The following is a 26,248-nucleotide window of genomic DNA, read 5'->3' on the forward strand; positions in this document are numbered from 1 at the left end:
AGAGAACTTAAGACCGTTCATGTTGTGCAAAAGTTTCAAACCAAGTGCTGCTGTTTTTCTTTTGTCATGTTTTGAAACATTTGTAGTCTTTCATAAAAAATAAGCCCACTTGATCATGGGCTTATTTAAAAATTTTCAATCTTTAGATTTATACGATTTGACGCATTGAACCAGTTTCTTCAAAAGTGGCATGCCAAGATAAAGCCTCTTTTAAAATATGCGGCGTTTGACCACCACGCTCACATGCGCGTTCAAAGTAGCTCAACAATGCTGCGCGATAATCTGGATGCGCACAGATTTCAATGACTTTACGTGCACGCTCACGTGGTGAAAGACCACGTAAATCTGCCAAGCCCTGCTCTGTAACCACGATATCAACGTCATGGTCAGTATGGTCGGTATGACTCACCATTGGGACTACAGATGAAATCGCACCGCCTTTTGCAATCGACTTGGTTACGAAAATGGCAATGTGCGCATGACGAGTAAAGTCTCCAGAACCACCAATACCATTCATCATTTTGGTACCCGTCACATGGGTCGAATTTACGTTTCCGTAAATATCAAACTCAAGCGCCGTATTAATCGCGATAATGCCTAAACGTCGAATGATTTCAGGGTTATTGGATAGCTCTTGTGGACGTAACACAATTTTGTCTTTGTACTGATCAAAATTGTTCATCACGCGCTGTGCGCAAGGCTCAGACAACGTCATTGAACAGCCTGAAGCAAATTTCATTTTTCCAGAATCAATTAGCTGGAAAGTACAGTCTTGTAGTACTTCTGAATACATTTCCAAATCATGAAAATTCGAATGCTCAAAACCGGCAAATACAGCGTTGGCAATCGAACCCACACCTGACTGTAGCGGGCCTAAATTTTCAGGCAAACGCCCTGCTGCGACTTCACCTTCAAAGAAATCAATCAGATGCTGAGCAATCGCTAGGGTTTCAGCATCAGGTTCATCCATTTTAAACTGGGTATCTGGCAGATCATTCAACACAATAGCTGAAATCTTATCGGGGCTGACATTGATCCCAATTGTACCAATACGTTCACCGACCTGAGTCAGTGGAATTGGCCCACGGTTTGGTCGCGCTTTCGGCACATAAATATCATGTACACCTTCGAGCACTGGGTTAATCGTATTATCAATTTCAATAATCACATGATCTGCCATTTCAATGAAATTGGCTGAGTTACCACATGAACCTGTCGGAATAACTTGACCATCTTCTGTAATTGCAGTCGCTGCAATAACGGCCACATTAATGCGCGGTAAATTATGATGACGAATATTATCGGCCATTTCAGACAAGTGTTGGTCAATATACATGACCTCGCCAGCGTTAATGGCTTTACGTAAACCAGGATCTGCCTGATACGGATAACGACGTTCTATCGCATGCGCCGCATTGAGGCGACCATCGATACTATTTCCTAAACTAGCACCCGTTGCCAACGTGATACGAAGAGGATGTGAAACTGCATGATCTGCAAGTGCCAATGGAACCGTCTTTGCCTCACCTGCACCACCAAAACCACTTAAACCAACCACTGAACCATCTTGAATTAACTCAATCGCTTTTTCAGCAGACATTACTTTGTCGCGAAGGGAGAGTAAGCGAATGCGATCTAAACCATTCATAATTAAATCTCAAAAAATAAATATCTCAAAATAAACATCTTTTTTCGCCATCCCAGCGAACTGAGATAGCGTTTGTTATTGCTTATCTAAAAACGTACTTATCTAAAAGCTTACTTATATAAATTGAGGCAAATTAAATCAGTTCAACCGCAATTGCAGTTGCTTCACCGCCACCAATACACAGTGCTGCGACACCTTTTTTACCGCCAGTGCGTTTTAAGGCATGAATCAGCGTCACAATAATACGTGAACCTGATGAACCTAGTGGGTGACCAAGTGAGCAAGCACCACCATGAATGTTCACTTTTGCTTCATCTAAGTTAAATCCATCAATCGCCAGCATTGTAACCATGGCAAATGCTTCATTGACTTCCCACAGGTCAACTTCTTGTGCATCCCAACCGGCTTGTGCAAGTACTTTCTCAATAGCACCGACTGGAGCAATCGTGAACTCTGACGGATGCTGTGAATTTGTAGCATAAGCAACGACTTTTGCCAGTGGTATTAAACCACGTGCTTGGGCCGTTTCTTCTGATGTAACCACCAAAGCAGATGCACCGTCAGAAATTGAGCTGGCATTGGCAGCTGTGATCGTGCCGTCTTTTTTGAATGCAGGACGCAGTGTAGGGATTTTTTCAGGCTTAGCACTTAAAGGCTGTTCATCTGTGTCAACAACGACGTCACCTTTACGGCTTTTAACGGTAACCGGCACGATTTCATTTTTGAAGAAACCGCCTTGAATCGCTGCAACGGCTTTATTGAGTGAGTTGATGGCAAAAGCATCTTGCTGTTCACGGGTATAGCCTTTTTTATCTGCCATATCTTGTGCCAGAATACCCATCGATAAACCTGTCTCAGCATCTTCTAAGCCTTCTTGAAACATGTGGTCTGTAGTTTTACCATGCCCCATACGATAGCCTGAACGCGCTTTTTCAAGTAAATATGGCGCATTTGACATCGACTCCATACCACCAGCAACCACAATATTAGCAGAACCGGCTTTAATCGCATCAGCTGCTTGCATCACTGCCTTCATGCCTGAACCACAAATTTTATTAATCGTGGTGGCACCCGTTGTATCTGGCAAACCTGCTTGACGCATCGCTTGGCGTGCAGGACCTTGTTTAAGACCAGCCGGTAATACACAGCCAAAAATAACTTCGTCAATATCTGTAGGTTCTAAACCTGCACGTGCAACAACAGCCTGAATCGCTGCAGCACCTAAGTCTGGGGCTGTACAAGATGAAAGTGAACCCTGAAAACCACCCATCGCTGTACGTACGCCATCTACAATTACAATCATTTCTTATTTCATCCTGTTTTAAATCTTTTAACCCCAAGGAACCATGACTGGTTCCTCAGATTTTCCATCTTAATGTTTTTCACAGTGGTTTCGATGAAACCTTAAGATTGAGCGGTGAAGTATTCTTCAGATAGCTGCATGATAAGTTCAGAACCTGCTTTAATGCGTTGAGCACGGGCAGCAAGGTCAGGTAGAACTTTCTCAACATAGAAATCTGCGAGTACCAGTTTGTTTTGGAAGAAGCTCTCTGGTTTTGCAGCCGCAGCTTTGCTAATACGCGCAAACATATAAACGAAGCTGAGTAAACCAACAGCGTGCAGGTAATCGACTGCCACCGAACTGCTAAAGTCTGGGGTGGTCTTAGATTGTTCTACAATGAATTGCGTTAATGCTTCAACTTCGTCAGAAACTTGCAATGCTGCAGATTTAACTTTTGAATCAGCCATGGTTGCAGCAAAGTCACGAATTTCAGCAATGTATTCGGCAATAAATGCACCATTACATTTCGTGGTTTTGCGTCCAATTAAATCAATCGCTTGTACGCCATTTGTGCCTTCGTAAATCTGTGAAATACGTAAGTCACGAATGCATTGCTCCATACCCCATTCACGGATATAGCCATGACCACCAAAGCACATTTGCGCTTCTAAAGTAGCTTGTAGGGCTGTATCTGTTAGGTAGGCTTTTGCAATAGGTGTCAATAAAGCCACGCGGTCATTGGCTTTTTTCACTGCAGCTTCGTCAGTTGAATATTTTGTAATATCCAGTTGCTGGCCAACATACACAGCAAATGCACGAGATGCTTCGTTGTTGGCGCGTACATTCAACAACATACGACGTACATCACCATGTACTAAAATAGAGTCTGCTGGTTTTTCAGGAGATTTCACACCTGTCGCAGAACGACCTTGTAGACGATCAGTCGCATACTGTGCAGCATTTTGGTAAGCAAATTCTGCTGCGCCAATCCCTTGGATACCCATCGATAAACGTTCGTAGTTCATCATGACAAACATCGCCGCAAGACCTTCGTTTTCTTTACCAACGATATAACCTTTGGCACCATCGAAGTTCATAACACACGTTGCAGAACCTTTAATACCCATCTTGTGTTCAATTGAACCCGCTGAAACAGCATTACGTTCACCGACTGAGCCATCGGCATTGACATGGAATTTTGGAACGATAAACAATGAAATACCACGTGAACCCGCAGGTGCATTTGGCGTTTTTGCTAACACAAGATGGATGATGTTTTCACACAGATCATGTTCACCACTGGTGATGAAAATTTTCGTGCCTGTAATATTAAATGAACCATCTTCATTCGGCTCTGCTTTGGTTTTAATGATCCCCAAATCAGTCCCTGAATGTGGTTCAGTTAAACACATAGTGCCTGACCATTCACCCGTATAAAATTTTGGAAGATAGGTTTCTTTTTGCTCTTGCGAAGCACGGTCATTAATCGCCATACCTGCACCCACAGTCAGTAGTGGATACAACATAAATGATGGATTGGTACTCCAAATCATTTCGTCAGCAAGTACTGTCAACATTTTCGGCATGTTTTGGCCGCCCCATTCTTCAGAAGCGCCTAAACCCACCCAACCACCTTCAGCGAATTGTTTAAAAGCGTCTTTAAACCCTGTAGGCGTAGTAACAACACCATTACTAAACTGCGCACCACCTTCTTCATCTGCAGTACGGTTCAAGTCTAGAATAACGTTTTTAGAAAACTTAGCCATTTCTTCTAAAATGGCATTTGCAGTCGCCATATCAATATGAGCTAAGTTTTCATTTGACTGCCAGAACTCATCTGCATTGAATACATCATTTAAGATGAAGTCCATGTCCTTTAACGGCGCATTGTATATTGGCATTGTACTTTCCTTTTCTACAGGCTTTGTCAGCGTCTTTGACAAAGTACTTTTTTAAAGTTGCACGCTCCCGCACAAAATCATCAAATCAATTTTGTGTGGATTTTTTAAAGATCTGTTTTTTCAGATAGATATCTAAAAAGAATATAGATAATGTGTTTTTACCGACAAGTGGAAAATAACCACCTGATATTTTGAGCAGCATTATTTTATTACAATTAAATAAATTTATTGAATTGACTAAATTTATAATTGGTAATTGATTAAAACCAAACATAATAGTACCTATAATCATGTTTAATTTAGGTTGTATTAATAACATAACAACCAAGACCGTTTTGTTAAATGCTGCTTTTGTTGTAAAAGCGAAAAGACAATAAATTAAAAAAAATAAAAATGGAATTTTATTTCAAAAAAATGACCTCAAGGGTTCAGTTTTATTGACATTAATTTTATGCTATGAATTCTATATGCTTTACGCACTCTACTAATGTGTTTATTTTTAACCAATTTATGTAATATTTGAGACCATAGTGGAATGTAAGATTCACAAGATTTAGCTTAAGCTAGGCTTGTTCACCATCAAGCTGTTTATGGAACAGGTATCATGAGTTCAGTACGCCAACAAAATTTTATCCTTCGCAAGGAAAAAATTTTAGCCATGGCAGAAACCCTGCTATTAGATAATAATCAAGACATCACCTTAAGTGAGTTAGCTTGTGAACTAGATATTGCCAAAGGCACGATTTATAAACATTTTAAAAGTAAAAACCAATTATATTTAGAACTTATTATTTTAAATGAAAAACGATTATTAGAAATTTCAAAAAAATATAATCACGATATTAAAACTTATGTTTCACAATATATGCTTTATAATATGTTGAATTCTAATAGAACTATATTATTACATGTCATTGAAGAACGTCTAACCAATAATGAACGTAAATTAAAAGAGTTATTTGAAGAGCTCTATCGTGTTCGGGAAGAACGTATTATTGAAATTAAGGACATGACCAGTGATTATTTAAAATCACTTGAAAGCGCAATGTCGATTCGTGATTATTTATCCTATATTTGGACTGTCACTTATGGTGCGTCCCTACTCCTCAATTCAACGCATTATCAAAAATCAATCGGTTCACGTGAACGTTTAATCAAGCTATATATTAATCAGGCGCTGATGACGCCAGATAAAATTTCAGCCGTATAAAATTGATTTATAAATAAAAAAGCCGAACAATTGTTCGGCTTTTTTTATACATTAGACAATATCTAAGTTATGCAATCACAGGTGGGAAACCATCTTCGGTTAAAGCGCTAATCAATTGCTCTGCACTAGCACTAGATTCAACGTCAACTAATTTTGTTGCTACATCAATAGTAACCGTTGCATTTTCATCTAAGTCTTTAATCGTTGCTGTCACGCTACGTGCGCAACCACCACATGTCATATTATCAATACGAAATTTCATGATATTCATCCTTCTTTTCTAATATCAATACTATAAACCTTGCCACGATTGTAAGGTCAAGCGAGTTTAATTCTTTGCTGTATGGCAGCACTCAGCCATGCCTGTTTCAATTTGATTTAAAATCGTACAGTCGGCTTGATCATTACCGGCACACCCATCGACAGACTGTTGCAAGATCTCAACCATGGCCTGTAAGTCTGCGATTTTTTGATTTAAGGTCTGGATATGTTTTAACGCCAATGCTTTAACTTCTACACTTTGCCGACTTTGATTTTTCCAAAGCCCAAGTAAATCTTTCATTTGTTCAGAAGAAAAACCCAAATCGCGCGCATGTCTTAAGAAACTCAAGGTTTTAATATCGGCTTCTGAATAAATTCGATAGCCTGCATCAGTGCGCTGCGCATTATTTAACAGCCCAATCGATTCATAATAGCGGATCATTTTTGCAGAAATGCCCGAAGCTTTTGCTGCTTGTCCAATATTCATCTCAAGACTCCTGAAAAACTGGCCCTTTAAATGCTTTTAAACGTAAGGCATTCGACACAACAAACACCGATGAAAGTGCCATTGCACCTGCTGCTAACATAGGTGAAAGCAATATGCCAAAGAATGGATATAACACACCTGCAGCGACAGAAATCAATGCTGCATTGTAAATAAATGCCCAAAATAGGTTTTGGCGAATATTATTCATCGTCGCTGTGCTCAGTGCGATTGCTGTCGGCACCATTTGTAAATTACCCGACATGAGCACAACGTCCGCAGCCTCTATCGCCACATCTGTCCCTGTACCAATCGCCATGCCCACATCTGCTTGCGCAAGTGCAGGCGCATCATTAATACCATCGCCGACAAAACAAACAACACCATGTTCTTTTTGCAACTGTTGTACAGATTGCACTTTTTGGTCTGGCATTACTTCAGCGATCACATGATCAATCTTCAACTGTCGTGCTATGGCAGTGGCAGTGTGTCGGTTGTCACCTGTAATCATAGCCACTTTCAGTCCTAAATCATGCAAAGCTTGAATGGCTGTAAAGGTTGTGGCTTTGATCGGGTCGGCAACAGCAACAATGGCAGCAAGCTGTTGATCGATCGATACATAGAGCGGGGTTTTCCCTTCATTGCCCATGCGTTCTGCAAATGCTGAAAAGACTTGTGTTTCTAAACCGAGTTTATGCATCAAATGATCTGCACCAATATAAATGCTTTGTCCTTCAACAACCGCCTGAATCCCAGCACCAGTCACGGAGTCAAACTGTTCAACCTCTAAAAGTTGCACTTGCATCTCTTTTGCAGCGTGAACGATGGCATAGGCAATCGGATGCTCAGATTTCTGCTCTACAGAGGCCAATAACTGAAATACGCGATCTTTATCAAAAGCTTCAGTGACTTCAAAATCAGTTAGTTTCGGTTTACCTTCCGTCAATGTCCCTGTTTTATCAACTGCAACCACTTGTGTATTTTTGAGTTGTTGTAAAGCTTCACCTTTACGGAATAAAACTCCAAGCTCTGCACCTCGACCTGTACCGACCATAATAGACGTTGGCGTTGCCAAACCCATTGCACATGGACATGCGATGATCAGAACTGCTACAGCATTGACTAAAGCATAGGTTAAACTCGGTTCAGGTCCTATAACATACCAAACTAAAAAGGTGATCAAGGCCAACGCCATCACCACTGGTACAAACCATAACGTGATTTTATCCACCAAAGCTTGAATTGGTAATTTTGAACCCTGAGCCTGTTCGACCATATGGATAATTTGTGCCAAAACAGAATCTTGACCCACAGCAGTGGCTTGTATTTTCAAGGCCCCATTTTGGTTAATCGTTCCACCGACGACTTGATCACCGGCTTTTTTCTCGACAGGAATCGGCTCTCCACTGATCATCGATTCATCAATATAACTATTCCCAGACACCACAGTACCATCGACCGGACAACGTTCACCAGGCCTTATTTCAATCAGCATGCCTGTTTCAACATCACTAATCGGTAAATCTATAAAGGTACCAGATTGCTCTACACGTGCTGTTTTGGGTTGCATGCCGACTAAGTATTGAATAGCTTGCGATGTTTTACCTTTGGCTTTCGCCTCCATAAAACGACCCAAAAGAATCAACGCCACAATTACTGCGGCTGCTTCAAAGTACACATGAACCGTACCTTGCGGTAATAATTGCGGAGCAAATGTTGCAACACAAGAAAAACTATAAGCAGATAAAGTCCCGACTGCGACCAAAGAATTCATATCCGGGGCAAGTCGCGCAAGTGCTGGTATGCCGTGCTGATAAAAGCGTCTTCCGGGTAGGATTAACACCAAAGTGGTTAATATAAACTGAATATACCAACTATTTTGTGTCCCTAAATTATGCGCAATAAAATGATGAAAAGCTGGAATCATGTGTGATCCCATCTCCAAGATAAAAACAGGAACAGCGAGTACCAATGCGATGATTAAATCACGTTTGAGTAACCGAGCTTCGTCGGCTTTTTTTTCTGCCATTGTCGGTTGTTGCTGCGTAGCAATGCTAGCACTGTATCCCGCTTTTTTAACTGCCGCGATCAATTCTTGTGTTTTTGAAGCGGGAGCCTGAACAAAGGCTTTTTCACTGGCTAAATTTACCGTTGCTTTATTGACACCGTCTACAGCGTTTAAGGCTTTTTCAACCCGTGCCACACATGAAGCACAGGTCATTCCATCAATATTTAATTCAATATTGGGCTGTGCAATATGAAAACCTGCTTTTTCTACAGACTTCGCCAATGCAGAATTTTCAACAGATGCCAATGCCGTAATCGTGGCTTTTTCAGTTGCCAAATTCACTTTTGCATCGATGACTTCTGGAACTATCTTTAAGGCTTTTTCAACACGTGCAACACACGATGCGCAAGTCATCCCTTCAATTTCAAGTTCAAGCTGCTTTTGTGCAACGCCAAAACCGGCCTTTTTAACAGCCTGAATCACCGCCGGATAATCCACACTTTTATCACTCTGAACATGTGCTATTTCAGTGGCTAAATTCACTTGAGCATCAGTGATGCCATCGACTTTTTTTAAGGCTTTTTCGACCCGTGCCACACAAGAAGCACAGGTCATCCCTTCAATAGCAAGTGTGCCGTCAAAAAGTTTGCGTTCTGTCGAATCTGTCATGGCAACATCCCAATTATATGTGCTTGTTTTAGCTTATAGCTTAAACTTTACCATAATGGGAAGGTCAAGTTTTTCTGGCTCACAGCAAGGCTTTTCTTTAAGGTATAAAGAATTGCGAAGATTTAAAAACATAATCAATAATATTGAATAATGATTATTCAATTAGTTTATTTTTCTGATATTAAAACTACACATTTCCTCATTATTCAGTAAGATAGAGATTCGTGACCACCAAACGAATTACTCTCTTTCGCATGTACAAACTGTCGAACATTTGCTTTAACTGCGCATATTTGTGTGCTTTTTTATTTTTAATTTTAAGTTGGAGTCTAGATCATATTGATGTTTGGCTCACTCAAGTGGTTATCCCTGCTGTCACGATATGCATACTCTTAGGCTTCCTGTTTAAATACATCGCTCGAAAGTTAGGACATGAACCGCCTAAACGAAAAATTAAACAACAAAATCCCAAAAACGATGATCAAGACGCGGCTTAAGACACGTACAAATAGCAAAATCATCAATAAAAAAGCCCATTCAAATGAATGGGCTTTTTTCATGTCAGAACTATTAGTCAGCACTAATATCTTCAAATAAAACGGAAGAAAGGTAACGTTCACCACCATCCGGTAAAATAACCACAATGGTTTTGCCTGCATTCTCAGGACGTGCAGCAAGTTTTGCCGCAGCAGCCATTGCCGCACCACTAGAGATACCCACTAAAATACCGTCGTGAGTAGCCGTTTTACGTGCCCACTCAATTGCTTCAGCACTTTCAATACCGATCACTTCATCAACAAGGTCTAGATCTAAGTTACCCGGAATAAAGTTAGCGCCAATCCCCTGAATTTTATGTGGCCCAGGAGTCAGTGTTTCGCCTTTTTTTGCTTGGGCGATAATCGGAGATTCAGCCGGTTCTACCGCAACAGAATAAAGCGGCTGATTTTTCACTTTTTCAAAATAACTTGAAATGCCAGAAATCGTACCACCTGTACCTACACCCGATACTAAAATATCCACTTTACCACCAGTTGCTTCCCAAATTTCTGGGCCTGTGGTCAATTCATGAATTTTAGGGTTTGCAGGGTTTTCAAACTGTTGTGGTAAATAATACGTTTCAGGATGTTCGGCAACGAGGCGCTGTGCTTCTTCGACCGCACCTTTCATGCCTTTAGCAGGTTCAGTCAATACGAGATTTGCACCAAAAGACTTCAACACCTTACGGCGTTCGATACTCATACTTGCTGGCATGGTTAATGTAATTGCATAACCTTTCGCTGCTGCAACAAATGCCAAAGCAATCCCTGTATTACCACTTGTAGGTTCTACAATATGCATACCCGGTTTTAATAAACCTTTTTCTTCTGCATCTGCAATGAGAGCTGCACCTACACGACATTTCACTGAAAATGCTGGGTTACGGCTTTCAACTTTAGCCAAGACCGTTGCTTCTGACTGAATCGCACGATTAATACGAACTAAAGGTGTATTACCAATCGCTTCAGCGTTATTACTATATACTGCGATACCTAAATTACTCGTTGCTGGAAAAGCTGAATCTGTTGTCATGACTATTTATCCCTTGTGTATTTATTGAATACGATCTTTAGATGATACAATTATTTTCAAAGTGTGCATGATTTTTTAAGCTAATGTCTTATATTTATGTGCATTTTGTGAAAGCTTGCACTAAAATCAAGCAATAAATTTAACTGATTAACTAAATTTAAACTTATAAAAATTAATGATATTTGATTTCATAAAAAACCATAGAAATTGTCTTATTTATTCAATGTATTAAGCCGTGATATCCGTATACTTGAGCTGTTGTTAATCGTATGGACATATCCAATGAATACCGATCTGGAAATCACTACTATGCGTGATTCTGCCGAATTAGTCGTGGGCGTTTTAAAGTCGCTGGCAAATACGGATCGTCTACTAATTTTATGTCATCTAGCACAGCAAGAATTGAATGTGTCTCAGATTGAAGAAATCACTGATATTAAACAGCCAACCCTCTCACAACAACTGATGATGTTACGCAAAAGTGATGTTGTGACCACGCGTCGTGATGGAAAGCAAATTTATTATTCAATTAAAGATGCAAATTTAGTTCAAGTTCTCAATACTCTTTACCAATTGTATTGCAACCAATCTTATAAATAACATTCAGTTATTTTAAAATTTCAAGCCAGGCATGCTGTTCTTGCACCACTATAGATGAATTATCGCAATGGACAGCAATTCAATATCTCAATTTACCCTCCAGACTTCTTTTAAATATCAATATCTATTTCGAATATCCAAAGCTTTAAATCAGCGCATACTTTTCATTAATTCATTTAAAATGATGGCTTCTTAAATATCCCCTTAAATTTCCTGCAATATTGTACGGTCAAAATTTATTGCACAAGACTTCTTAGCATTTTTTATGCATAATATATATGAAATTGTGATTTAGATAAATTTATGTCAGATTTAAAACCCCATTTCTTACAGAAATTTCCTGCTTGGCAGTGGTTACAACACTACAGCCCCGTGAAATTTAAATCTGATGTACTTGCTTCGCTGATCGTGATTGCCATGTTGGTTCCTCAAGGTATGGCCTATTCCATGCTGGCAGGTTTACCTCCAATCATGGGTTTATATGCCAGTATTTTACCGATGATTGTTTACGCCCTCATTGGTGGAAGCTCAACCTTATCGATAGGCCCTGTGGCAATCATTTCGATGATGACCTTCGCCACGCTCAATCCACTATTTGAAGTCGGTTCGCCTGTTTATATTGAAGCAGCGACACTTTTGGCCTTAATGGTCGGGCTGATTTCTCTGCTGCTAGGTGTATTACGTTTCGGTTTTTTAATTCAGTTGATCAGTCATCCAGTAATTAAAAGCTTCATTATTGCTTCGGCTCTGCTCATTGCACTAGGTCAGTTTAAGTTTCTCGTCGATGTCCCGCTAAAAGCCAACAACATCCCTGAATTTGTTTTGAGTCTGTGGGAATACCTGAGTTTAACTCACTTTGCTTCACTCATCTTTGGTGTGCTGGCCATACTGTTTTTAATCTATGTGCCGAAAATATTGGCGACTCAATCGATCCAATCTCGATTCGGCTCTACTGCCTTTCTAAGTAAAGCACTTCCATTGATACTAGTGGTGATCTCGATTGCATCGGTGATGTTATTTGACCTGCAAAATGTCGGGATTAAAACCGTCGGTGAAATTCCTTCAGGATTTCCACCCTTAAGCTTTCCACATTGGAACTGGGAACTGGTACAAACCTTACTGCCCGGTGCAACAATGATTGCCATGATCAGTTTTGTTGAGTCACTGTCTATCGCCCAAGCCACTGCCTTACAACAACGCAGCCAACTCAATAGTAACCAAGAGTTGATCGCTTTAGGTTTAGCCAATCTAAGCGCAGGTGTTAGCTCTGCCTTTCCTGTGACAGGTAGCTTATCTCGTACAGTGGTTAATGCAGATGCAGGTGCAAAAACCCCGATGGCTGGCGTGTTGTCGTCATTGCTGATTATCGTTGTCAGTCTCTACTTCACTGGTTTTTTCCAAGACTTACCTTTAGTGATCTTGGCGGCCACAATTATTGTTTCCATTTGGAAATTAGTCGACTTTAAACCTTTTGTGGATACATGGCGTTATTCAAAAGCTGACGGGATTGCGATGTGGGTGACCTTTTTCGGTGTGGTGTGTATCGATATTTCTACAGGTCTCATTATTGGCATCATTTCTACCTTTATTCTGTTGTTATGGCGCATCAGTCGTCCACATATTGCGGTGATCGGTTTAGTCGAGGGCACACAGCACTTCCGCAATGTACAGCGCCATCATGTCTATACCGCACCACATATTCTCTCGCTCCGTATAGATGAAAATATCTCGTTTTTAAATGCCAATACGCTTAAAGGTTTCCTGATCAATGAAGTCAGTCAAAATATTGACCTAGAGCATGTTGTTATCAATTGCTCAAGCGTCAGCTCAATTGACTTAAGTGCCTTGGAAATGTTGGAAGATTTAAATGCTGAATTATCAAAATTAGATATTCGACTGCATTTTTCCGAGGTCAAAGGCCCTGTCATGGACAAATTGCAGCACTCAAAATTACTCACTCATTTGAGTGGTCAAATTTTTCTCACCCACTATCAAGCCGTTACAGAGCTTGCGACAGCCAGTTCTGAGTACCAAATTTAAAGGCCTATTAGCTCACTGTTTAATCAATGCGAATTTGATAAACAGTGAGTTTTGAAGGGTTTACATTTTAATACACAAAAATATATTATAAAAAACAAAGGTTTATTTTTAAATTAAATTATTTTTTAAGCATTCCACATTTTCGTATAAAATACAGGGCTAATTTTCATCATTTTGTCATTGTAATTCTGACAAGGCTCTCCTATGTTTTCAGCATTTACACGCTTGAGTTTAGTAACCCGAATTATTATCGCCATTATTTTAGGTGTATTGGTTGCTGTCGTCGCTCCGGGCGTTGCACCCTATTTAAGTTTGCTTGGTGATTTATTCATTAAGGCATTGAAATCCGTAGCACCGATACTGGTCTTTGTACTTGTACTGTCATCCATTGCAAATTTCAAAGTGGGCAGCAGTAATTCTTACATTAAACCGATTATGTTGATGTACGCTATTGGTATGTTCCTTGCTGCTTTAAGTTCAGTAGTAGCAAGCCTTTTATTCCCAATTACATTAATTTTGGATGTTGCTGCAGAAAATCTTGTTCCGCCAGGCAGTCTTGCTGAAATATTGAAAAACTTATTATTAAGTTTTGTCGCAAACCCTGTTACAGCCATTTCAGAAGCAAATTTCATTGGAATTTTAGCTTGGGCTGTTGCCTTGGGTATTGCATTTCGCCATGCATCAGATACCACTAAAGTTTTCTTATCCGATGCTGCTGATGCGGTGAATAAAGTAATCCGTTTAGTGATTAACTTTGCACCTGTCGGTATCTTTGGTTTGGTTGCTGTTACATTTGCCGACTCAGGTTTGAAAACACTGATCAGCTATGCACACTTACTTGCGGTCTTAATTGGTACCATGTTCTTTGTTGCCTTGGTCATCAATCCACTAATGGTGGCATTTATGACCCGCTCAAATCCGTTCCCATTGGTTTTCCAATGTTTACGTGAAAGTGGTATCACTGCATTCTTTACACGTAGTTCCGCTGCAAACATTCCAGTTAACTTAGACCTTGCAAAGCGTCTTGGTGTACCAGAGTCAACTGCAAGCGTAGCGATTCCTTTAGGTGCAACTGTCAATATGGCAGGTGCATCGGTCACAATTACAGTCCTCACACTAGCAGCAGTTCATACTTTGGGCATTTCTGTTGATTTCAGCACAATGTTGATTTTATCAGTCGTTGCTACCGTTTCTGCATGTGGTGCTTCAGGTGTTGCTGGTGGTTCATTGCTGCTTATTCCAGTGGCTTGTGGCCTGTTTGGTATTTCAAGTGATATCGCGATGCAAGTTGTTGCCATTGGTATGGTTATTAGCGTACTTCAAGATTCAACTGAAACAGCTTTAAACTCTTCGACTGACGTATTATTTACAGCTGCAGTCGACCGTGGTTTAAGATAATATCCTGATATTGGATACTTTTTAAGGCGAGGCCATGCCTTTTCAGACTTTACCGCTTTGGATACAACTGGGTGCTTTTTTTCTCGCAGTGAATGCAGGAATGATTAATGTACTCGGCCTGGTGACGATCTTGCACCAGTCGGTATCTCACATGACGGGTAATGTCAGTATGTTAGCCATGGCTTTAATTGCATGGCAGCCGGCTACAATTATTTATTTGATTTTAGTGTTGCTCTGTTATGTGATTGGCTCATTTTATAGTGGGCTAATTCTAGGAAATAGTCACTTTAGCTTAACGCGACGTTATGGCGTCCCATTAAGCTTAGTGGCTTTTTTTATTGTCCTGTGTTGGATGATATTGCCCTATTTTCCACGTTACGCTTTGCTTTGGGCATGCGTGGCGATGGGTGTACAAAATGCAATGGTCAGCCACTATAAAGGTACCATTATTCGTACCACACATCTCTCTGGTGTTTTGACGGACTTAGGTTTAGCTTTGGGCTATAAAGCTCGCGGATTGCCTGTTGAGTCTAAACGTGTGGTTTTACATGTATTAATTTTGGTTGGATTTATCGTTGGTGGCATACTTGCCAGTTGGCTTTATCCTTATTTAAAATTAAACGCATTCCTAATTCCTGCCGCACTCAGTGTAGTTATGAGCGCAGTATATTGGATCATCTATTTTCATTATCGACATATACACGATTAGTTGGAACGTACTATGGTTAAAAATGCATTACAGGCGCAACTGCTTAAAGCAGGTCTGGTCGATAATAAAAAGGCAAAAAAATTGTCTAAACAAGCCGTACATGAAAAACGTACTGGTGAAAGTAAAGATGCTGAAATCAAAGCGAAAATTGAGCAAGATCAGCAACAGAAAATGGCCAAAGATCAGGCTTTAGAACAAAGTAAAAAAGCGCTATTACATGAAAAAGAATTGAAAGCTGCCATCATGCAAATGATTAATCAGCATAAAATTCGTGATACCGATGGTGAATCGACCTATCAATTTATTGATGATGCGAAGATCAAAAAGCTTTATATCAATCAGCAAATTTATAATGCCCTTGTTGCTGGCAGTTTGGTGATTGCACGTGAAAATGCAAATTATGCCTTTCTTCCAAAAGCTTTAGCCGACCGTATTAATGCAAAAATGGAAGGCTTTATCATTGTGAATAATTCTGAAGTCAATGAGCAAACCACGGATGAAGAAGATCCGTATGCAGCTTATGTGATTCCTGATGATTTAATGTGGTAAGCACTTCAAATCGCCAATGAAGCTCCCAATTTGGGAGCTTTTTTTTAGCTCAACGTTCATCCATTTCAGTCCATGAAATTAGTTATACCTTCAAAAAATCATTCCTTTGCACCCAATAAGTAACATTATGGACTATACATGTCGTAACTCCGTAAAGTTTTCGAGTATAAAATTGCTTAAATAAGCATCATAATTACAATAGTTTGATCATTAACCCTTGCATTTACATCAATAAGAGTAGGATGATTTTGGAAAAAATTCAGTTCATTAAAAATATTCAAGATTGGTCAGATCAATACCCTTGGCTAGAAATGCTGACTTCGCTCAGTCTCATTATTGTTTTTGCCATTATTGCAAATTTTATCGCCAAGCAAATTGTGGTGCGTGGTATTCGAAAGCTCGTATCTAAAATGGCCTTTAGCCATAGTCAAATTTTGTCAGAACATAGTGTGATTAAACGCTTTGCTAACATTGTTCCAGCAATTGTGATCTTAAATGGCATAACTACAGTCCCACATTTATCTGTGAAATTTATCTCAATCGTGCAAATGGCCTGTCAGGCCTTTATCTTCCTGACCATTGCTTTAGCCATTTCTGAATTACTGAATATTTTTAATCTGATTTATCAACGTAATCCGAAATCAAGAAACAAACCAATTAAAGGCTATTTGCAGTTGGTCAAATTGATCATTTTTTTGGTTTGTGGCCTAATGATCTTAGGTACTTTTCTGAAAAAAGATGTATTTACATTACTCGCAGGCTTTGGTGCTATGGCGGCTGTACTGATGTTGGTCTTCCAAAATACCATTTTGTCACTGGTCGCTTCGGTACAAATTTCTTCTTATGATATGGTGCGAATTGGTGACTGGATTGAAATGCCCTCGCTCAATGCGGATGGCGATGTCATTGATATGTCATTACATACCATTACTGTACAGAACTTTGATAAGACCTTTACCACGATTCCAACCAATAAACTGGTGACAGACACCTTTAAAAACTGGCGTGGTATGGCACAGTCCGGTGTACGCCGCATCAAACGCTCACTTTATATCGATCAAAGCTCTATTCATTTTATGACTCAGGATGAGCAAAACAAACTCAAAGAATTTTTATTACTAGATCAATATCTTGATCATAAGCATGAAGAGCTTGCTCAGTTTAATCAGCAACTTTCCAATCAGTCGCAATATAATCAGCGCCGTTTAACCAATCTTGGGACCTTTCGTGCCTATGTAGAATTTTATTTACAACAGCATTCAGGCATTGCCCAACACCAAACGATTTTGGTGCGTCAGTTACAACCCACGAGTGAAGGCATTCCTTTAGAGATTTATGCTTTTAGTAAAACTATTGCATGGAAAGATTATGAAGCGATTCAATCGGATATCTTTGACCATCTGATCGCAATCACACCTGAGTTTGGACTTAAAATCTATCAAGCCCCTTCTAGTGCCGATTTTAAAGCCCTCGTTCAACCAAATGTCGATAAAAGCTAAGACTTAATTGCGCAACTCCCCATGTATATTCGAAGAAGAAATTCTTTGGGTTAAAGAATTCACAATGTCGATTGAATATATATTGGGAGCATTGTCTTTTAGACCTATTCAACTTCCGCTAGTGCTTTTTGATCATGCTAGGTTATGAATGTGAGCGAACCAGATATATGCGCTGACCGAATAATTGCTTAAAAATATATTTCATCCTGAACAGCTAAAGATAATTAAAAAAAACCAGAACAAATACTATACAAATGTAGACAATTTTAGATACTATTTGTTAACAGTTGCATAAAAACGCTTCTAAAATAGGAACTTGATCATGGAAGGCCCCAATCAACCTTCTCGGAAATCAGTTAAAAACGAATCACAATTACTCATAGAATCGATGAATCGCACTTCTACCAAACATACGCTCATACAGGCAGAAGCATGTGACCTAGAGAATCGTGTCCGTATTGAGCGTGCTTTATCCGACCCGATTGCACGTATCCCGGCACAGTTTAAAAATGCTTATTACAAATTTTTGTACTACAACCAGAAAGACTATTTAAAGCAGGTCAACTATTTCGCTCAATTGGCATTTTTAATCTATTTTTGGGCAGATCGCTATGTTCTGCCTGACATAGAAGTACTGTCAGGTGTGATTCGTATCATTGCTATTATTGGTGCATTTAGCCTGAACTATGTTCTGTTTAAATATATCAAACAGATTAAATTGCTCGATTTAATATTACCACTAGCGACTTGCCTTTCTGCAATCCTCTGGTTTGAGATATTACTTCAGTCGAAAAATGAACTGGTTCATAGCTATCAATATGCCGCCATTATTTTGATCGTATTGGGTAATTTAAGTATTCATGTGCATTTTCGCCCTTCGATTATGACCTCAGCCATGATCACGGCAGCGATCCTTTTTGGCGCATGGCGCATTAATGATTTTGGTGATTTTACAATATTTTTATTGGTGTACGTTCCTGTGCTGCTGTTCAGTATGTATATCTGCTGGAACTCTACGCTCAACTCTCGTAAAACGTTTCTAAGAGCGCTGCTAGATGACTGGAACTTTCATACCCTGCGCAAAATTGCCCATACGGATGAATTAACCCAGTTAAGCAATCGTCGCCAATTTGTACATGCTGCCAATAAAAAAATCCAAGAAACCCCAATGACGGTCTGTACCAGTCTTTTGATTTTTGATGTCGATCATTTTAAAGCGATTAATGATCAATACGGACATGATGTCGGCGACCAAGTGCTATGCCAAATTGCTGAAATTGCGCGTAAAGAAATGCGGTTTTACGATATGTTGGCGCGTTTCGGGGGTGAAGAATTTATTGTACTTTTGCCTTTTACCGTCCCAGAAGATGCATTAAAAATTGCTGAACGGTTAAGACATAAAATGGAACAACATCAGTTTTATATGGATAGTCAATTGGTGAAATTTTCGATCTCCATTGGTGTTTCAAAAATTGACCCTGACCACGCCAAACTCGATCAGTTAATTAAACAGGCCGATATTGCTTTATATGAAGCAAAACGCCAAGGTCGTAATCGGGTTGTTCATTTTAATTTTATGAATTTTTGCAGCCAAGCTTTTTAAGTAAATAAACTAATCAAAATGGAGAAAAACCAGCGAATCCATTACACTCAAAGCTTAAGAAAGAAAGTTTAATTACAGTAAAATTCTCAGGTTATCTGCATGCTTAAATGGTTTGAAAATTTAGTTGACGCTTATCCTGAACAGGACTTGAATAATCCATTGCCGACAAAATTTTTCCCCTTTGTATGGCAAGCTGCAACGGGTGTAAAAAAATACCTATTGTTATTGGTACTCTGTACAGCTGGTGTAGCGAGTTTTGAAGCCCTGCTTTATTCCAAAATTGGTGAATTAGTCAATTGGATCAGTAAGTCTCAACCTGAAACCTTTTTACAGCAGCACCAGACGAATCTGACCATTTTAAGCTTTATTTTATTGGCAAATATCTTCTTTTCTTGCCTTCAAACTATTATTAAACATCAGATTTTATACAGTACCTTTCCAATGCGCCTACGTTGGAGATTTCATAACTTATTACTGAAACAAAGTTTAGATTTCTTCCACAACGACTTTGCAGGTCGTTTATCTGCCAAAGTCATGCAAACTTCACTGGCTGTACGTGAGTTTTGGATTATTCTTGGTGACATGTTGGCCTATGTCTTCATTTACCTGATTTCGATCACCGTGATTTTAGGTGCTATATCGCCACTGTTGATTGTTCCATTATTACTTTGGCTGGCTTTATTTATTGGTTCTGCATGCTATTTCATCCCAAAATTGAGCAAAATTTCAAATGAACAAGCCAATGCACGCGCAGTAATGACTGGTCGTGTCACCGATGCCTACACCAATATTCAAACGGTGAAATTGTTTGCCCATGCAGGCCGTGAAAGCCAATATGCCAAAGCCTCAATGAAAGAATTTATGGTGACGGTGTATAAGCAAATGCGACTTGCTGCAAAATACAACATCGCGACGAATTTGCTGATCATTGTTTTATATGGTGGCGTACTTGGAACAGCCGTTTGGCTCTGGATGGATGGTCAAGCTGAGCTTGGGGTCATTGCAGCAGCGACCGCCATGATTTTAAAACTCAGTAGTATTTCCGAGTTTATGATGTGGCAAACATCTGCCCTATTTGAAAATGTCGGGACCATTCAAGATGGGATGAAAACCATGGGCCGCCCAATTCATATTCAAGATAAAGCTGATGCAACCGACTTAAAAGTACCGCAAGGCGAAATTAAATTTGAGGACGTCAGTTTTGCTTATAATGATAAAAATGTCATCGATCAATTTAATTTAACTATTCGACCAGGCGAAAAAATCGGTATTGTCGGACGTTCAGGTGCCGGAAAATCAACATTAATTCAACTTTTACTCCACTTTTACGATATCAATCATGGTCGTATTTCGATTGATGGCCAAAAAATAGATGATATTACTCAAGATAGCTTAAGAAAAAATATTGCATTGGTGACCCAAGACACCTCGTTATTGCATCGTACAGTTGAAGAAAATATTAAATATGGTCGCCCGAATGCAACCGATGAAGAAATGTATGATGCAGTGCGTAAAGCGAAAGCTGATGAATTCATTCCTCAATTGATCGATTTACGTGGCCAACGTGGCTATGACGCATTTGTCGGTGAACGTGGCGTAAAATTATCAGGTGGTCAGCGTCAACGTATTGCGATTGCTCGAGTATTTTTAAAAGACGCACCGATTTTAATTTTAGATGAAGCCACAAGTGCGCTCGATTCAGAAGTCGAAGCCGCGATTCAATCGAGTTTAGATGATTTGATGCAAGGTAAAACTGTGATTGCCATTGCGCATCGACTTTCAACAATTGCGCAAATGGATCGCTTGATTGTCTTGGATCAAGGACGTATTGCTGAGCAAGGCACCCACGAAGAGCTAGTTGCTTTGAATGGTATTTATGCACACTTGTGGCAGCGTCAAACCGGTGGATTTTTAATAGAACAACATAAAGTAGAATCAAAGGAAGATGAAAATGCTGTATCTGGAAGACCTTAAAGTTGGTGATCACTTTAGTAGTCGTGAATATGAAATGACTGTTGAAGAAATCAAGCAATTTGCCAACGCTTATGATCCTCAGGAATTTCATACAGATGAAGTCAAAGCCCAACAGCACCCGATCTTTCAAGGGCTTGCGGCAAGTGGTTGGCATACTGCTGCTGTAACGATGCGCTTATGGACTGAATGTTTCCCTGTGGCTTATGGCTTAATTGGTTCTGAATCAAGTCTACGTTGGCCGCGCCCAACACGTCCGGGGGATAAAATTCGTGTAGAAGTTGAAATATCTGCAATTACTCCGTCGAAAAGTAAGACAGACCGCGGCATTGTGACCTATGTCACTCAAGCGCTCAATCAGCATAATGACGTTCTTTATATGTCTACGACCAAAATTGTGGTCTTTTCCAAAGAATTTAAAGCGAATTAATCCTTAATGGCCTACTTTACAACGCTAAGGTAGGCCGCTATAAATAGTTGAGCCTAGTCAGTTTGTCCAACAATTTTTGTGGGATACAACACAGAATCATGCCAATATAACCTTAGAACAGAAGAAAAACCCGCATTGCAACGGAACGCTATGAAAACAATTAATTCCCGTCAGGATCAGGGTATTCCCGGAGTGTATGGATTGCTCCTTTTAGATGTGGTCTCTCGATGGGGCTACACTGCAGAAACATTATTTAGTCCCTTCGGATTAAACAGCGAACAATTGGCTGAACCAGATTTCCGTATTCCAACACCCATCGCCAATCAATTGGTAGAGCACGCACTACGTTTAACTGGTGAGCCAACATTAGGTTTTCATTTAGGCAACCAAATGCGCATCTCGATTCATGGTTTTATTGGCTATGCCATCATGACGGCGAAGGACATAACCGATGCCTTAGTCTTGGCAAACCGTTTTATTCAGTTACGCATGCCCTTTTTACAGCTTTTTTTCTCGACTTTTGGAACCAAAGCGACTGTTCAACTACAAACCGACGTTACGATAGAGCCTTTACGTACTGAGATTTCAATTGCCTTAATTTTTGGCATGATCAGCATGGGCAAAGCAATTACCGGTGTGGATTATTCTGCTGGTGAAATTGATTTTGATTTCCCTCAACCTGAAGGTTTTGAGCGGTTTATTGCCAAATATCCACGGCACCAATTTAGATTTGATCAGCCACACCTTTTACTCAGTTTTGATAAGCAATATTTAACCAATAAATTGGTCCATGCAGACCCGATTGCCAGTCAAATCGCGATTAATCAATGTGAAGCTGAACTCTCCGCTTTGGGCGAACGTCACCGTATTGCCATGCGCGTTCGTGACATTTTAACCAACTCCGAGCAGCACTATTTAAGTATCGAAAGTGTTGCTGAACGGCTACACATGTCCGATCGAACCCTTAAACGCCAACTTGCTGCTGAAGGGACTTCATTTTCAACTTTGGTCGACGAAGTTCGCTACCGCCATGCTACTTCGCTTCTATCACGGACTGACTTTACCTTAGAGCAAATTGCTGATGAATTGGGCTATAGCGATGTTGCCAATTTCAGCCGTGCATTTAAACGCTGGAGTGGTCGTAGCCCAAGCAATTGGCGTAAAGATCCGTACTTATAAGTCTTTTGTTTTACCTAAAAAGCATGTATAACTCATGCCAAAAATGAATTTAATGGATTTAAGGAGTTATCAATGAATCATCCTTCAGATTTAAAGTACGCAAGTACACATGAATGGGTGCGAATTGAAGGTGACCTTGTTGTTACAGGCATTTCTGATCATGCACAAGACGCATTGGGTGATTTAGTTTATGTTGAAGCACCAGATGTGGGTCAACATATCACTGCTGGCGAACAAGCGGGTGTGGTTGAGTCGGTAAAAACCGCTTCTGATATTCATGCACCGGTTTCTGGTGTAGTCGTTGAAGTCAATCCAGACCTTGAAGATGATCCAGATTTTGTAAACGATGCGCCTTATAGCAAAGGTTGGATTTATAAAATTAAACCAGACAACATGGCTGATATAGATGCTTTATTGACCAGCGAACAATACGAAGCTGGTCTGTAAATATTTATAATATCTAAAAAATCAGCCCTCAGGCTGATTTTTTTATTTCAATAAGATGGCTAAATTGCCTTATATAATATTTGCATGAATATGCAGCTTATATTTCTTCCGAAGCTTCGGTACTTTCAGGTTCTTCTTTCTTTTCTTCAACCATACTAAAAGATTGCGCAGCCGCTGAAGTACCATTTGCACGTGAACTTTTCAGTTTAATTTGCAAACGTAATTCATTAGTTGAATCGGCATTTCTTAAAGCTTCTTCATAAGAAATAGCGCCGTCATTATATAAATCAAATAAAGCTTGGTCGAAAGTTTGCATCCCAAGTTCACGAGATTTTGCCATAATCGCTTTTAGTTCATGAAACTCACCTTTCAAAATCAAATCTGAAATGAGCGGCGTATTTAACATAATTTCAACGGCTGCACGGCGTCCTTTGCCATCTTCAGTCCGGATTAATCGCTGAGAAACAATCGCTTTCATATTTCTCGATAAATCCATAAGCAATTGATTTCTTCGCTCTTCTGGGAAGAAGTTAATGATTCGATCTAGGGTTTGATTGGCGTTATTTGAATGTAGCGTACCTAAACATAAATGTCCTGTTTCAGCAAAGGCAATTGCATGTTCCATAGTCTCGGTGTCACGAATTTCACCAATTAAAATCACGTCTGGTGCTTGTCGCAAGGTATTTTTTAAAGCGTTATGCCACGAATGACTGTCTACACCGACTTCACGATGTGTAATCATGGATTTTTTATGCTTATGCACATATTCCACTGGGTCTTCAACAGTGATGATATGCCCTGCGCTGTTTTCATTTCGATAATCAATCAGCGCCGCTAAAGAGGTTGATTTTCCTGAACCTGTACCTCCAACCACTAAAACTAAACCACGTTTTTCCATAATCACGTGCTTAAGCGAAGCCGGTAATTTAAGCTTTTCAAAATTTGGAATTTCTGCCGTAATGGTACGAATGACCATACCTACATGTAACTGTTGCTGAAATACATTGACACGAAAACGCGAAACGTTTGGCACACTAATCGCAAAGTTACATTCTAGTTCTGTTTCAAACTCTTTGCGCTGCTTCTCATTCATCAAACTATAGGCGAAAAGCTTTGTTTTCTCAGCATCAAGTTCTTGCTGCCCAAAGGGTTTCATCATGCCTTGATGTTTAATACTTGGTGGAAAATCTGCCGTAATAAATAAATCAGAACCACCATATTCAACCACTTTGGTTAACATGTGGAACATAAAACGGCGTGCTTCTTCCAGCAATTCAGCAGTGTACATCAACTTCCCCAATATAAAATTTCAAACACCCAAGCACAGATTGTCATTATTTCAGGCGCTGTATTGGGCTTAGATATTATTGTGCATAAAAAGTGTGATTCACTCAAACATAAAATACTGAATTATCAGTATATATTTTAAAATATAGGCCATATTTCAATTTTTATATTGAAGTAAGCAACAAAGGATTTTTCAAAATAAAAGCCTTAGAACAATCAATATTCTAAGGCTTTGGGCTACATCAATTCAGACTGAATATGCTCTGGATTGTTAAGCACTACGTTTGATTTGTGATGCACGAAGTTCATTCGCAACCTGTTGAATCAAATCAATGGTTTTGTCCCAACCTAAGCATCCATCTGTTATAGATTGACCATAAGTCATGTCACAACTAATTTTTTGATTACCATCCACTAAATGACTTTCCAACATCACGCCACGCACTTGGGTATGCTCACGCTCCGCTACAATAGTGCGTAATACTTCAGGTTGCTTCATTGGGTCTTTATGGCTATTACCATGACTACAATCGATGACTAAAGCCGGTAAATCGCCTTTTACTTTACTACGAATTTTGTCTATTTCAGCCAAACTATAATTTGGACCTGTATTGGAGCCACGTAAAATCAAATGTGCTTGCGGGTTGCCAACAGATTCTAAAACACACGGTAAGCCAGTTTGACTCATACCTAAAAACTGGTGTGGATGCGAAGCAGATTGAATAGCATCTAGAGCAATTTGGATTGAGCCATCTGTACCGTTTTTGAAACCGATGCTGTATGGCATATGACTTGAGATTTCACGATGAATTTGTGATTCGCTGGTACGCGCACCGATTGCACCCCAAGCCAAAAGGTCATCAAAATAACCCGTCGCCATTGGGCTTAAAATTTCAGAGGCGATCGGCAAACCCATTTCAATAATTTGTAAGTACAGCTCACGTGATTTTTCTAAGCCCAACTGCATATTAGATGAACCATCTAAACTTGGGTCATACATATAGCCTTTCCAGCCCACTGTAGTTCGTGGTTTCTCAATGTATGCGCGCATCACAAGAAAAATTTGATCTGAAACTTGTGTCTGTAATTGTTTTAATTTTTCGGCATATTCCAAAGCAGCAATTGGATCATGAATTGAACATGGGCCTGTAATAATCATTAGACGCGGATCTTGACCCGTCAAAATATTTTGAATCGTTACACGATGTGCAGCAATTTGTTCCGCTGATTGAGCAGATAAAGGTAATTGTTGTTTCAGTTGATGAGGCAAGCTCAAAAGTATTTCTTTCGACTGCGTAGATTTCTGTTGAATTTCTGAATTTTGAGTTTGTTGTAAAGCTGTATTTAGCGCATTCATTGGTTTTATTCCTTTGGACTGTGTACACAAACAGTCCGATCTTTTATCTGAGCGTTATGGGACTTTGGGACTTCAAGGCTTTAGACATAGACTGACTAAAGTAAAACCAATAACCGTTGCTAAAATATGAATTATTTACTGTAAACA

21 protein-coding genes and 1 pseudogene are annotated in these 26,248 nt (G+C 39.7%); 12 read left to right on the forward strand and 10 right to left on the reverse strand.

The window, feature by feature from the left end; genetic code table 11:
* Positions 1-148 precede the first annotated feature (148 nt).
* The 3 genes from FTU16_RS03385 to FTU16_RS03395 form a co-directional block, all read right to left on the reverse strand.
* Positions 149-1,648: a succinate CoA transferase gene (locus FTU16_RS03385; RefSeq protein ID WP_180003676.1), complete on the reverse strand. Its 1,500-nt coding sequence runs from the start codon at positions 1,646-1,648 to the stop codon at positions 149-151.
* Between the two features lie 133 nt (positions 1,649-1,781).
* On the reverse strand, positions 1,782-2,951 hold the full coding sequence (locus tag FTU16_RS03390; protein ID WP_168377520.1) for a thiolase family protein: 1,170 nt from the start codon (positions 2,949-2,951) through the stop codon (positions 1,782-1,784).
* A 101-nt stretch (positions 2,952-3,052) separates the two neighbouring features.
* On the reverse strand, positions 3,053-4,831 hold the full coding sequence (locus FTU16_RS03395) for an acyl-CoA dehydrogenase C-terminal domain-containing protein (RefSeq protein WP_180041492.1): 1,779 nt from the start codon (positions 4,829-4,831) through the stop codon (positions 3,053-3,055).
* A 604-nt stretch (positions 4,832-5,435) separates the two neighbouring features.
* On the opposite strand from FTU16_RS03395, the gene FTU16_RS03400 reads away from it, so the two are divergent.
* Entirely contained in the window at positions 5,436-6,041 is a 606-nt protein-coding gene (locus tag FTU16_RS03400) for a TetR/AcrR family transcriptional regulator (RefSeq protein WP_078190941.1), read from the forward strand.
* 67 nt (positions 6,042-6,108) lie between these two features.
* Here the strand turns inward: FTU16_RS03400 and FTU16_RS03405 are convergent, their stop codons facing one another.
* The 5 genes and pseudogenes from FTU16_RS03405 to cysK all read right to left on the reverse strand — a co-directional run bounded on the left by FTU16_RS03405 (position 6,109) and on the right by cysK (position 11,032).
* Positions 6,109-6,303 (reverse strand): heavy-metal-associated domain-containing protein, encoded by a 195-nt coding sequence (locus FTU16_RS03405; protein WP_078190942.1) that lies wholly within the window; start codon positions 6,301-6,303, stop codon positions 6,109-6,111.
* Between the two features lie 66 nt (positions 6,304-6,369).
* Entirely contained in the window at positions 6,370-6,789 is a 420-nt protein-coding gene (gene cueR, locus FTU16_RS03410; protein ID WP_180008866.1) for a Cu(I)-responsive transcriptional regulator, read from the reverse strand.
* Position 6,790: 1 nt separating this feature from the next.
* The gene (locus FTU16_RS03415; protein ID WP_373683883.1) at positions 6,791-9,277 is read right to left on the reverse strand and encodes a copper-translocating P-type ATPase; all 2,487 of its coding nucleotides are present in this window, start codon (positions 9,275-9,277) and stop codon (positions 6,791-6,793) included.
* 24 nt (positions 9,278-9,301) lie between these two features.
* A pseudogene (locus tag FTU16_RS16665) lies at positions 9,302-9,463 on the reverse strand (cation transporter); the annotation flags it as partial.
* A 570-nt stretch (positions 9,464-10,033) separates the two neighbouring features.
* Entirely contained in the window at positions 10,034-11,032 is a 999-nt protein-coding gene (cysK, locus tag FTU16_RS03420) for a cysteine synthase A (RefSeq protein WP_111884368.1), read from the reverse strand.
* A 282-nt stretch (positions 11,033-11,314) separates the two neighbouring features.
* Between cysK and FTU16_RS03425 the strand changes: the two genes are divergently transcribed.
* The 11 genes from FTU16_RS03425 to gcvH all read left to right on the forward strand — a co-directional run bounded on the left by FTU16_RS03425 (position 11,315) and on the right by gcvH (position 23,457).
* Entirely contained in the window at positions 11,315-11,632 is a 318-nt protein-coding gene (locus FTU16_RS03425; protein ID WP_078193801.1) for a helix-turn-helix transcriptional regulator, read from the forward strand.
* A 303-nt stretch (positions 11,633-11,935) separates the two neighbouring features.
* On the forward strand, positions 11,936-13,672 hold the full coding sequence (locus tag FTU16_RS03430) for a SulP family inorganic anion transporter (RefSeq protein ID WP_180082432.1): 1,737 nt from the start codon (positions 11,936-11,938) through the stop codon (positions 13,670-13,672).
* A 204-nt stretch (positions 13,673-13,876) separates the two neighbouring features.
* On the forward strand, positions 13,877-15,070 hold the full coding sequence (gene sstT, locus FTU16_RS03435) for a serine/threonine transporter SstT (protein ID WP_180059591.1): 1,194 nt from the start codon (positions 13,877-13,879) through the stop codon (positions 15,068-15,070).
* Positions 15,071-15,104: 34 nt separating this feature from the next.
* Positions 15,105-15,779, forward strand: a complete 675-nt coding sequence (locus FTU16_RS03440) for a YoaK family protein (protein ID WP_168377528.1) — start codon at positions 15,105-15,107, stop codon at positions 15,777-15,779.
* Between the two features lie 12 nt (positions 15,780-15,791).
* Positions 15,792-16,328 carry a DUF2058 domain-containing protein gene (locus tag FTU16_RS03445; protein WP_180085024.1) on the forward strand — a complete coding sequence of 179 codons (537 nt, stop codon included), beginning with the start codon at positions 15,792-15,794 and terminating at the stop codon, positions 16,326-16,328.
* 242 nt (positions 16,329-16,570) lie between these two features.
* Complete coding sequence (locus FTU16_RS03450; protein WP_373683880.1) at positions 16,571-17,827, forward strand: mechanosensitive ion channel family protein; 1,257 nt, start codon at positions 16,571-16,573, stop codon at positions 17,825-17,827.
* Between the two features lie 322 nt (positions 17,828-18,149).
* Positions 18,150-19,430 (forward strand): GGDEF domain-containing protein, encoded by a 1,281-nt coding sequence (locus FTU16_RS03455; RefSeq protein WP_257227082.1) that lies wholly within the window; start codon positions 18,150-18,152, stop codon positions 19,428-19,430.
* A 99-nt stretch (positions 19,431-19,529) separates the two neighbouring features.
* Complete coding sequence (locus FTU16_RS03460) at positions 19,530-21,404, forward strand: ABC transporter ATP-binding protein (RefSeq protein WP_180160304.1); 1,875 nt, start codon at positions 19,530-19,532, stop codon at positions 21,402-21,404.
* Positions 21,382-21,831, forward strand: a complete 450-nt coding sequence (locus tag FTU16_RS03465; RefSeq protein ID WP_180027119.1) for a MaoC family dehydratase — start codon at positions 21,382-21,384, stop codon at positions 21,829-21,831. The genes FTU16_RS03460 and FTU16_RS03465 overlap by 23 nt, the downstream gene beginning before the upstream one ends.
* 150 nt (positions 21,832-21,981) lie before the next feature.
* Positions 21,982-23,010 carry an AraC family transcriptional regulator gene (locus FTU16_RS03470; protein ID WP_078190954.1) on the forward strand — a complete coding sequence of 343 codons (1,029 nt, stop codon included), beginning with the start codon at positions 21,982-21,984 and terminating at the stop codon, positions 23,008-23,010.
* Between the two features lie 72 nt (positions 23,011-23,082).
* The gene (gene gcvH, locus FTU16_RS03475) at positions 23,083-23,457 is read left to right on the forward strand and encodes a glycine cleavage system protein GcvH (protein ID WP_180117366.1); all 375 of its coding nucleotides are present in this window, start codon (positions 23,083-23,085) and stop codon (positions 23,455-23,457) included.
* A 97-nt stretch (positions 23,458-23,554) separates the two neighbouring features.
* Here gcvH and FTU16_RS03480 read toward each other — a convergent pair whose 3' ends face one another.
* On the reverse strand, positions 23,555-24,745 hold the full coding sequence (locus FTU16_RS03480) for a PilT/PilU family type 4a pilus ATPase (RefSeq protein ID WP_180162701.1): 1,191 nt from the start codon (positions 24,743-24,745) through the stop codon (positions 23,555-23,557).
* 270 nt (positions 24,746-25,015) lie between these two features.
* Entirely contained in the window at positions 25,016-26,101 is a 1,086-nt protein-coding gene (locus tag FTU16_RS03485) for a 3-deoxy-7-phosphoheptulonate synthase (protein ID WP_180162702.1), read from the reverse strand.
* Between the last annotated feature and the right edge of the window lie 147 nt (positions 26,102-26,248).

It is taken from the genome of Acinetobacter sp. YH12069, from assembly GCF_013419675.1.
In the GTDB taxonomy this organism is placed as follows: Bacteria; Pseudomonadota; Gammaproteobacteria; order Pseudomonadales; family Moraxellaceae; genus Acinetobacter; species Acinetobacter amyesii.

Excerpts from the sequence above, each read along its gene's own strand:
- FTU16_RS03385 (WP_180003676.1), bottom strand. The coding sequence starts at position 1,648 with ATGAATGGTTTAGATCGCATTCGCTTACTCTCCCTTCGCGACAAAGTA.
- FTU16_RS03390 (WP_168377520.1), bottom strand. The coding sequence starts at position 2,951 with ATGATTGTAATTGTAGATGGCGTACGTACAGCGATGGGTGGTTTTCAG.
- FTU16_RS03395 (WP_180041492.1), bottom strand. The coding sequence starts at position 4,831 with ATGCCAATATACAATGCGCCGTTAAAGGACATGGACTTCATCTTAAAT.
- FTU16_RS03400 (WP_078190941.1), top strand. The coding sequence starts at position 5,436 with ATGAGTTCAGTACGCCAACAAAATTTTATCCTTCGCAAGGAAAAAATT.
- FTU16_RS03405 (WP_078190942.1), bottom strand. The coding sequence starts at position 6,303 with ATGAAATTTCGTATTGATAATATGACATGTGGTGGTTGCGCACGTAGC.
- cueR (WP_180008866.1), bottom strand. The coding sequence starts at position 6,789 with ATGAATATTGGACAAGCAGCAAAAGCTTCGGGCATTTCTGCAAAAATG.
- cysK (WP_111884368.1), bottom strand. The coding sequence starts at position 11,032 with ATGACAACAGATTCAGCTTTTCCAGCAACGAGTAATTTAGGTATCGCA.
- FTU16_RS03425 (WP_078193801.1), top strand. The coding sequence starts at position 11,315 with ATGAATACCGATCTGGAAATCACTACTATGCGTGATTCTGCCGAATTA.
- FTU16_RS03430 (WP_180082432.1), top strand. The coding sequence starts at position 11,936 with ATGTCAGATTTAAAACCCCATTTCTTACAGAAATTTCCTGCTTGGCAG.
- sstT (WP_180059591.1), top strand. The coding sequence starts at position 13,877 with ATGTTTTCAGCATTTACACGCTTGAGTTTAGTAACCCGAATTATTATC.
- FTU16_RS03440 (WP_168377528.1), top strand. The coding sequence starts at position 15,105 with ATGCCTTTTCAGACTTTACCGCTTTGGATACAACTGGGTGCTTTTTTT.
- FTU16_RS03445 (WP_180085024.1), top strand. The coding sequence starts at position 15,792 with ATGGTTAAAAATGCATTACAGGCGCAACTGCTTAAAGCAGGTCTGGTC.
- FTU16_RS03450 (WP_373683880.1), top strand. The coding sequence starts at position 16,571 with ATGATTTTGGAAAAAATTCAGTTCATTAAAAATATTCAAGATTGGTCA.
- FTU16_RS03455 (WP_257227082.1), top strand. The coding sequence starts at position 18,150 with ATGGAAGGCCCCAATCAACCTTCTCGGAAATCAGTTAAAAACGAATCA.
- FTU16_RS03460 (WP_180160304.1), top strand. The coding sequence starts at position 19,530 with ATGCTTAAATGGTTTGAAAATTTAGTTGACGCTTATCCTGAACAGGAC.
- FTU16_RS03465 (WP_180027119.1), top strand. The coding sequence starts at position 21,382 with ATGCTGTATCTGGAAGACCTTAAAGTTGGTGATCACTTTAGTAGTCGT.
- FTU16_RS03470 (WP_078190954.1), top strand. The coding sequence starts at position 21,982 with ATGAAAACAATTAATTCCCGTCAGGATCAGGGTATTCCCGGAGTGTAT.
- gcvH (WP_180117366.1), top strand. The coding sequence starts at position 23,083 with ATGAATCATCCTTCAGATTTAAAGTACGCAAGTACACATGAATGGGTG.
- FTU16_RS03480 (WP_180162701.1), bottom strand. The coding sequence starts at position 24,745 with ATGTACACTGCTGAATTGCTGGAAGAAGCACGCCGTTTTATGTTCCAC.
- FTU16_RS03485 (WP_180162702.1), bottom strand. The coding sequence starts at position 26,101 with ATGAATGCGCTAAATACAGCTTTACAACAAACTCAAAATTCAGAAATT.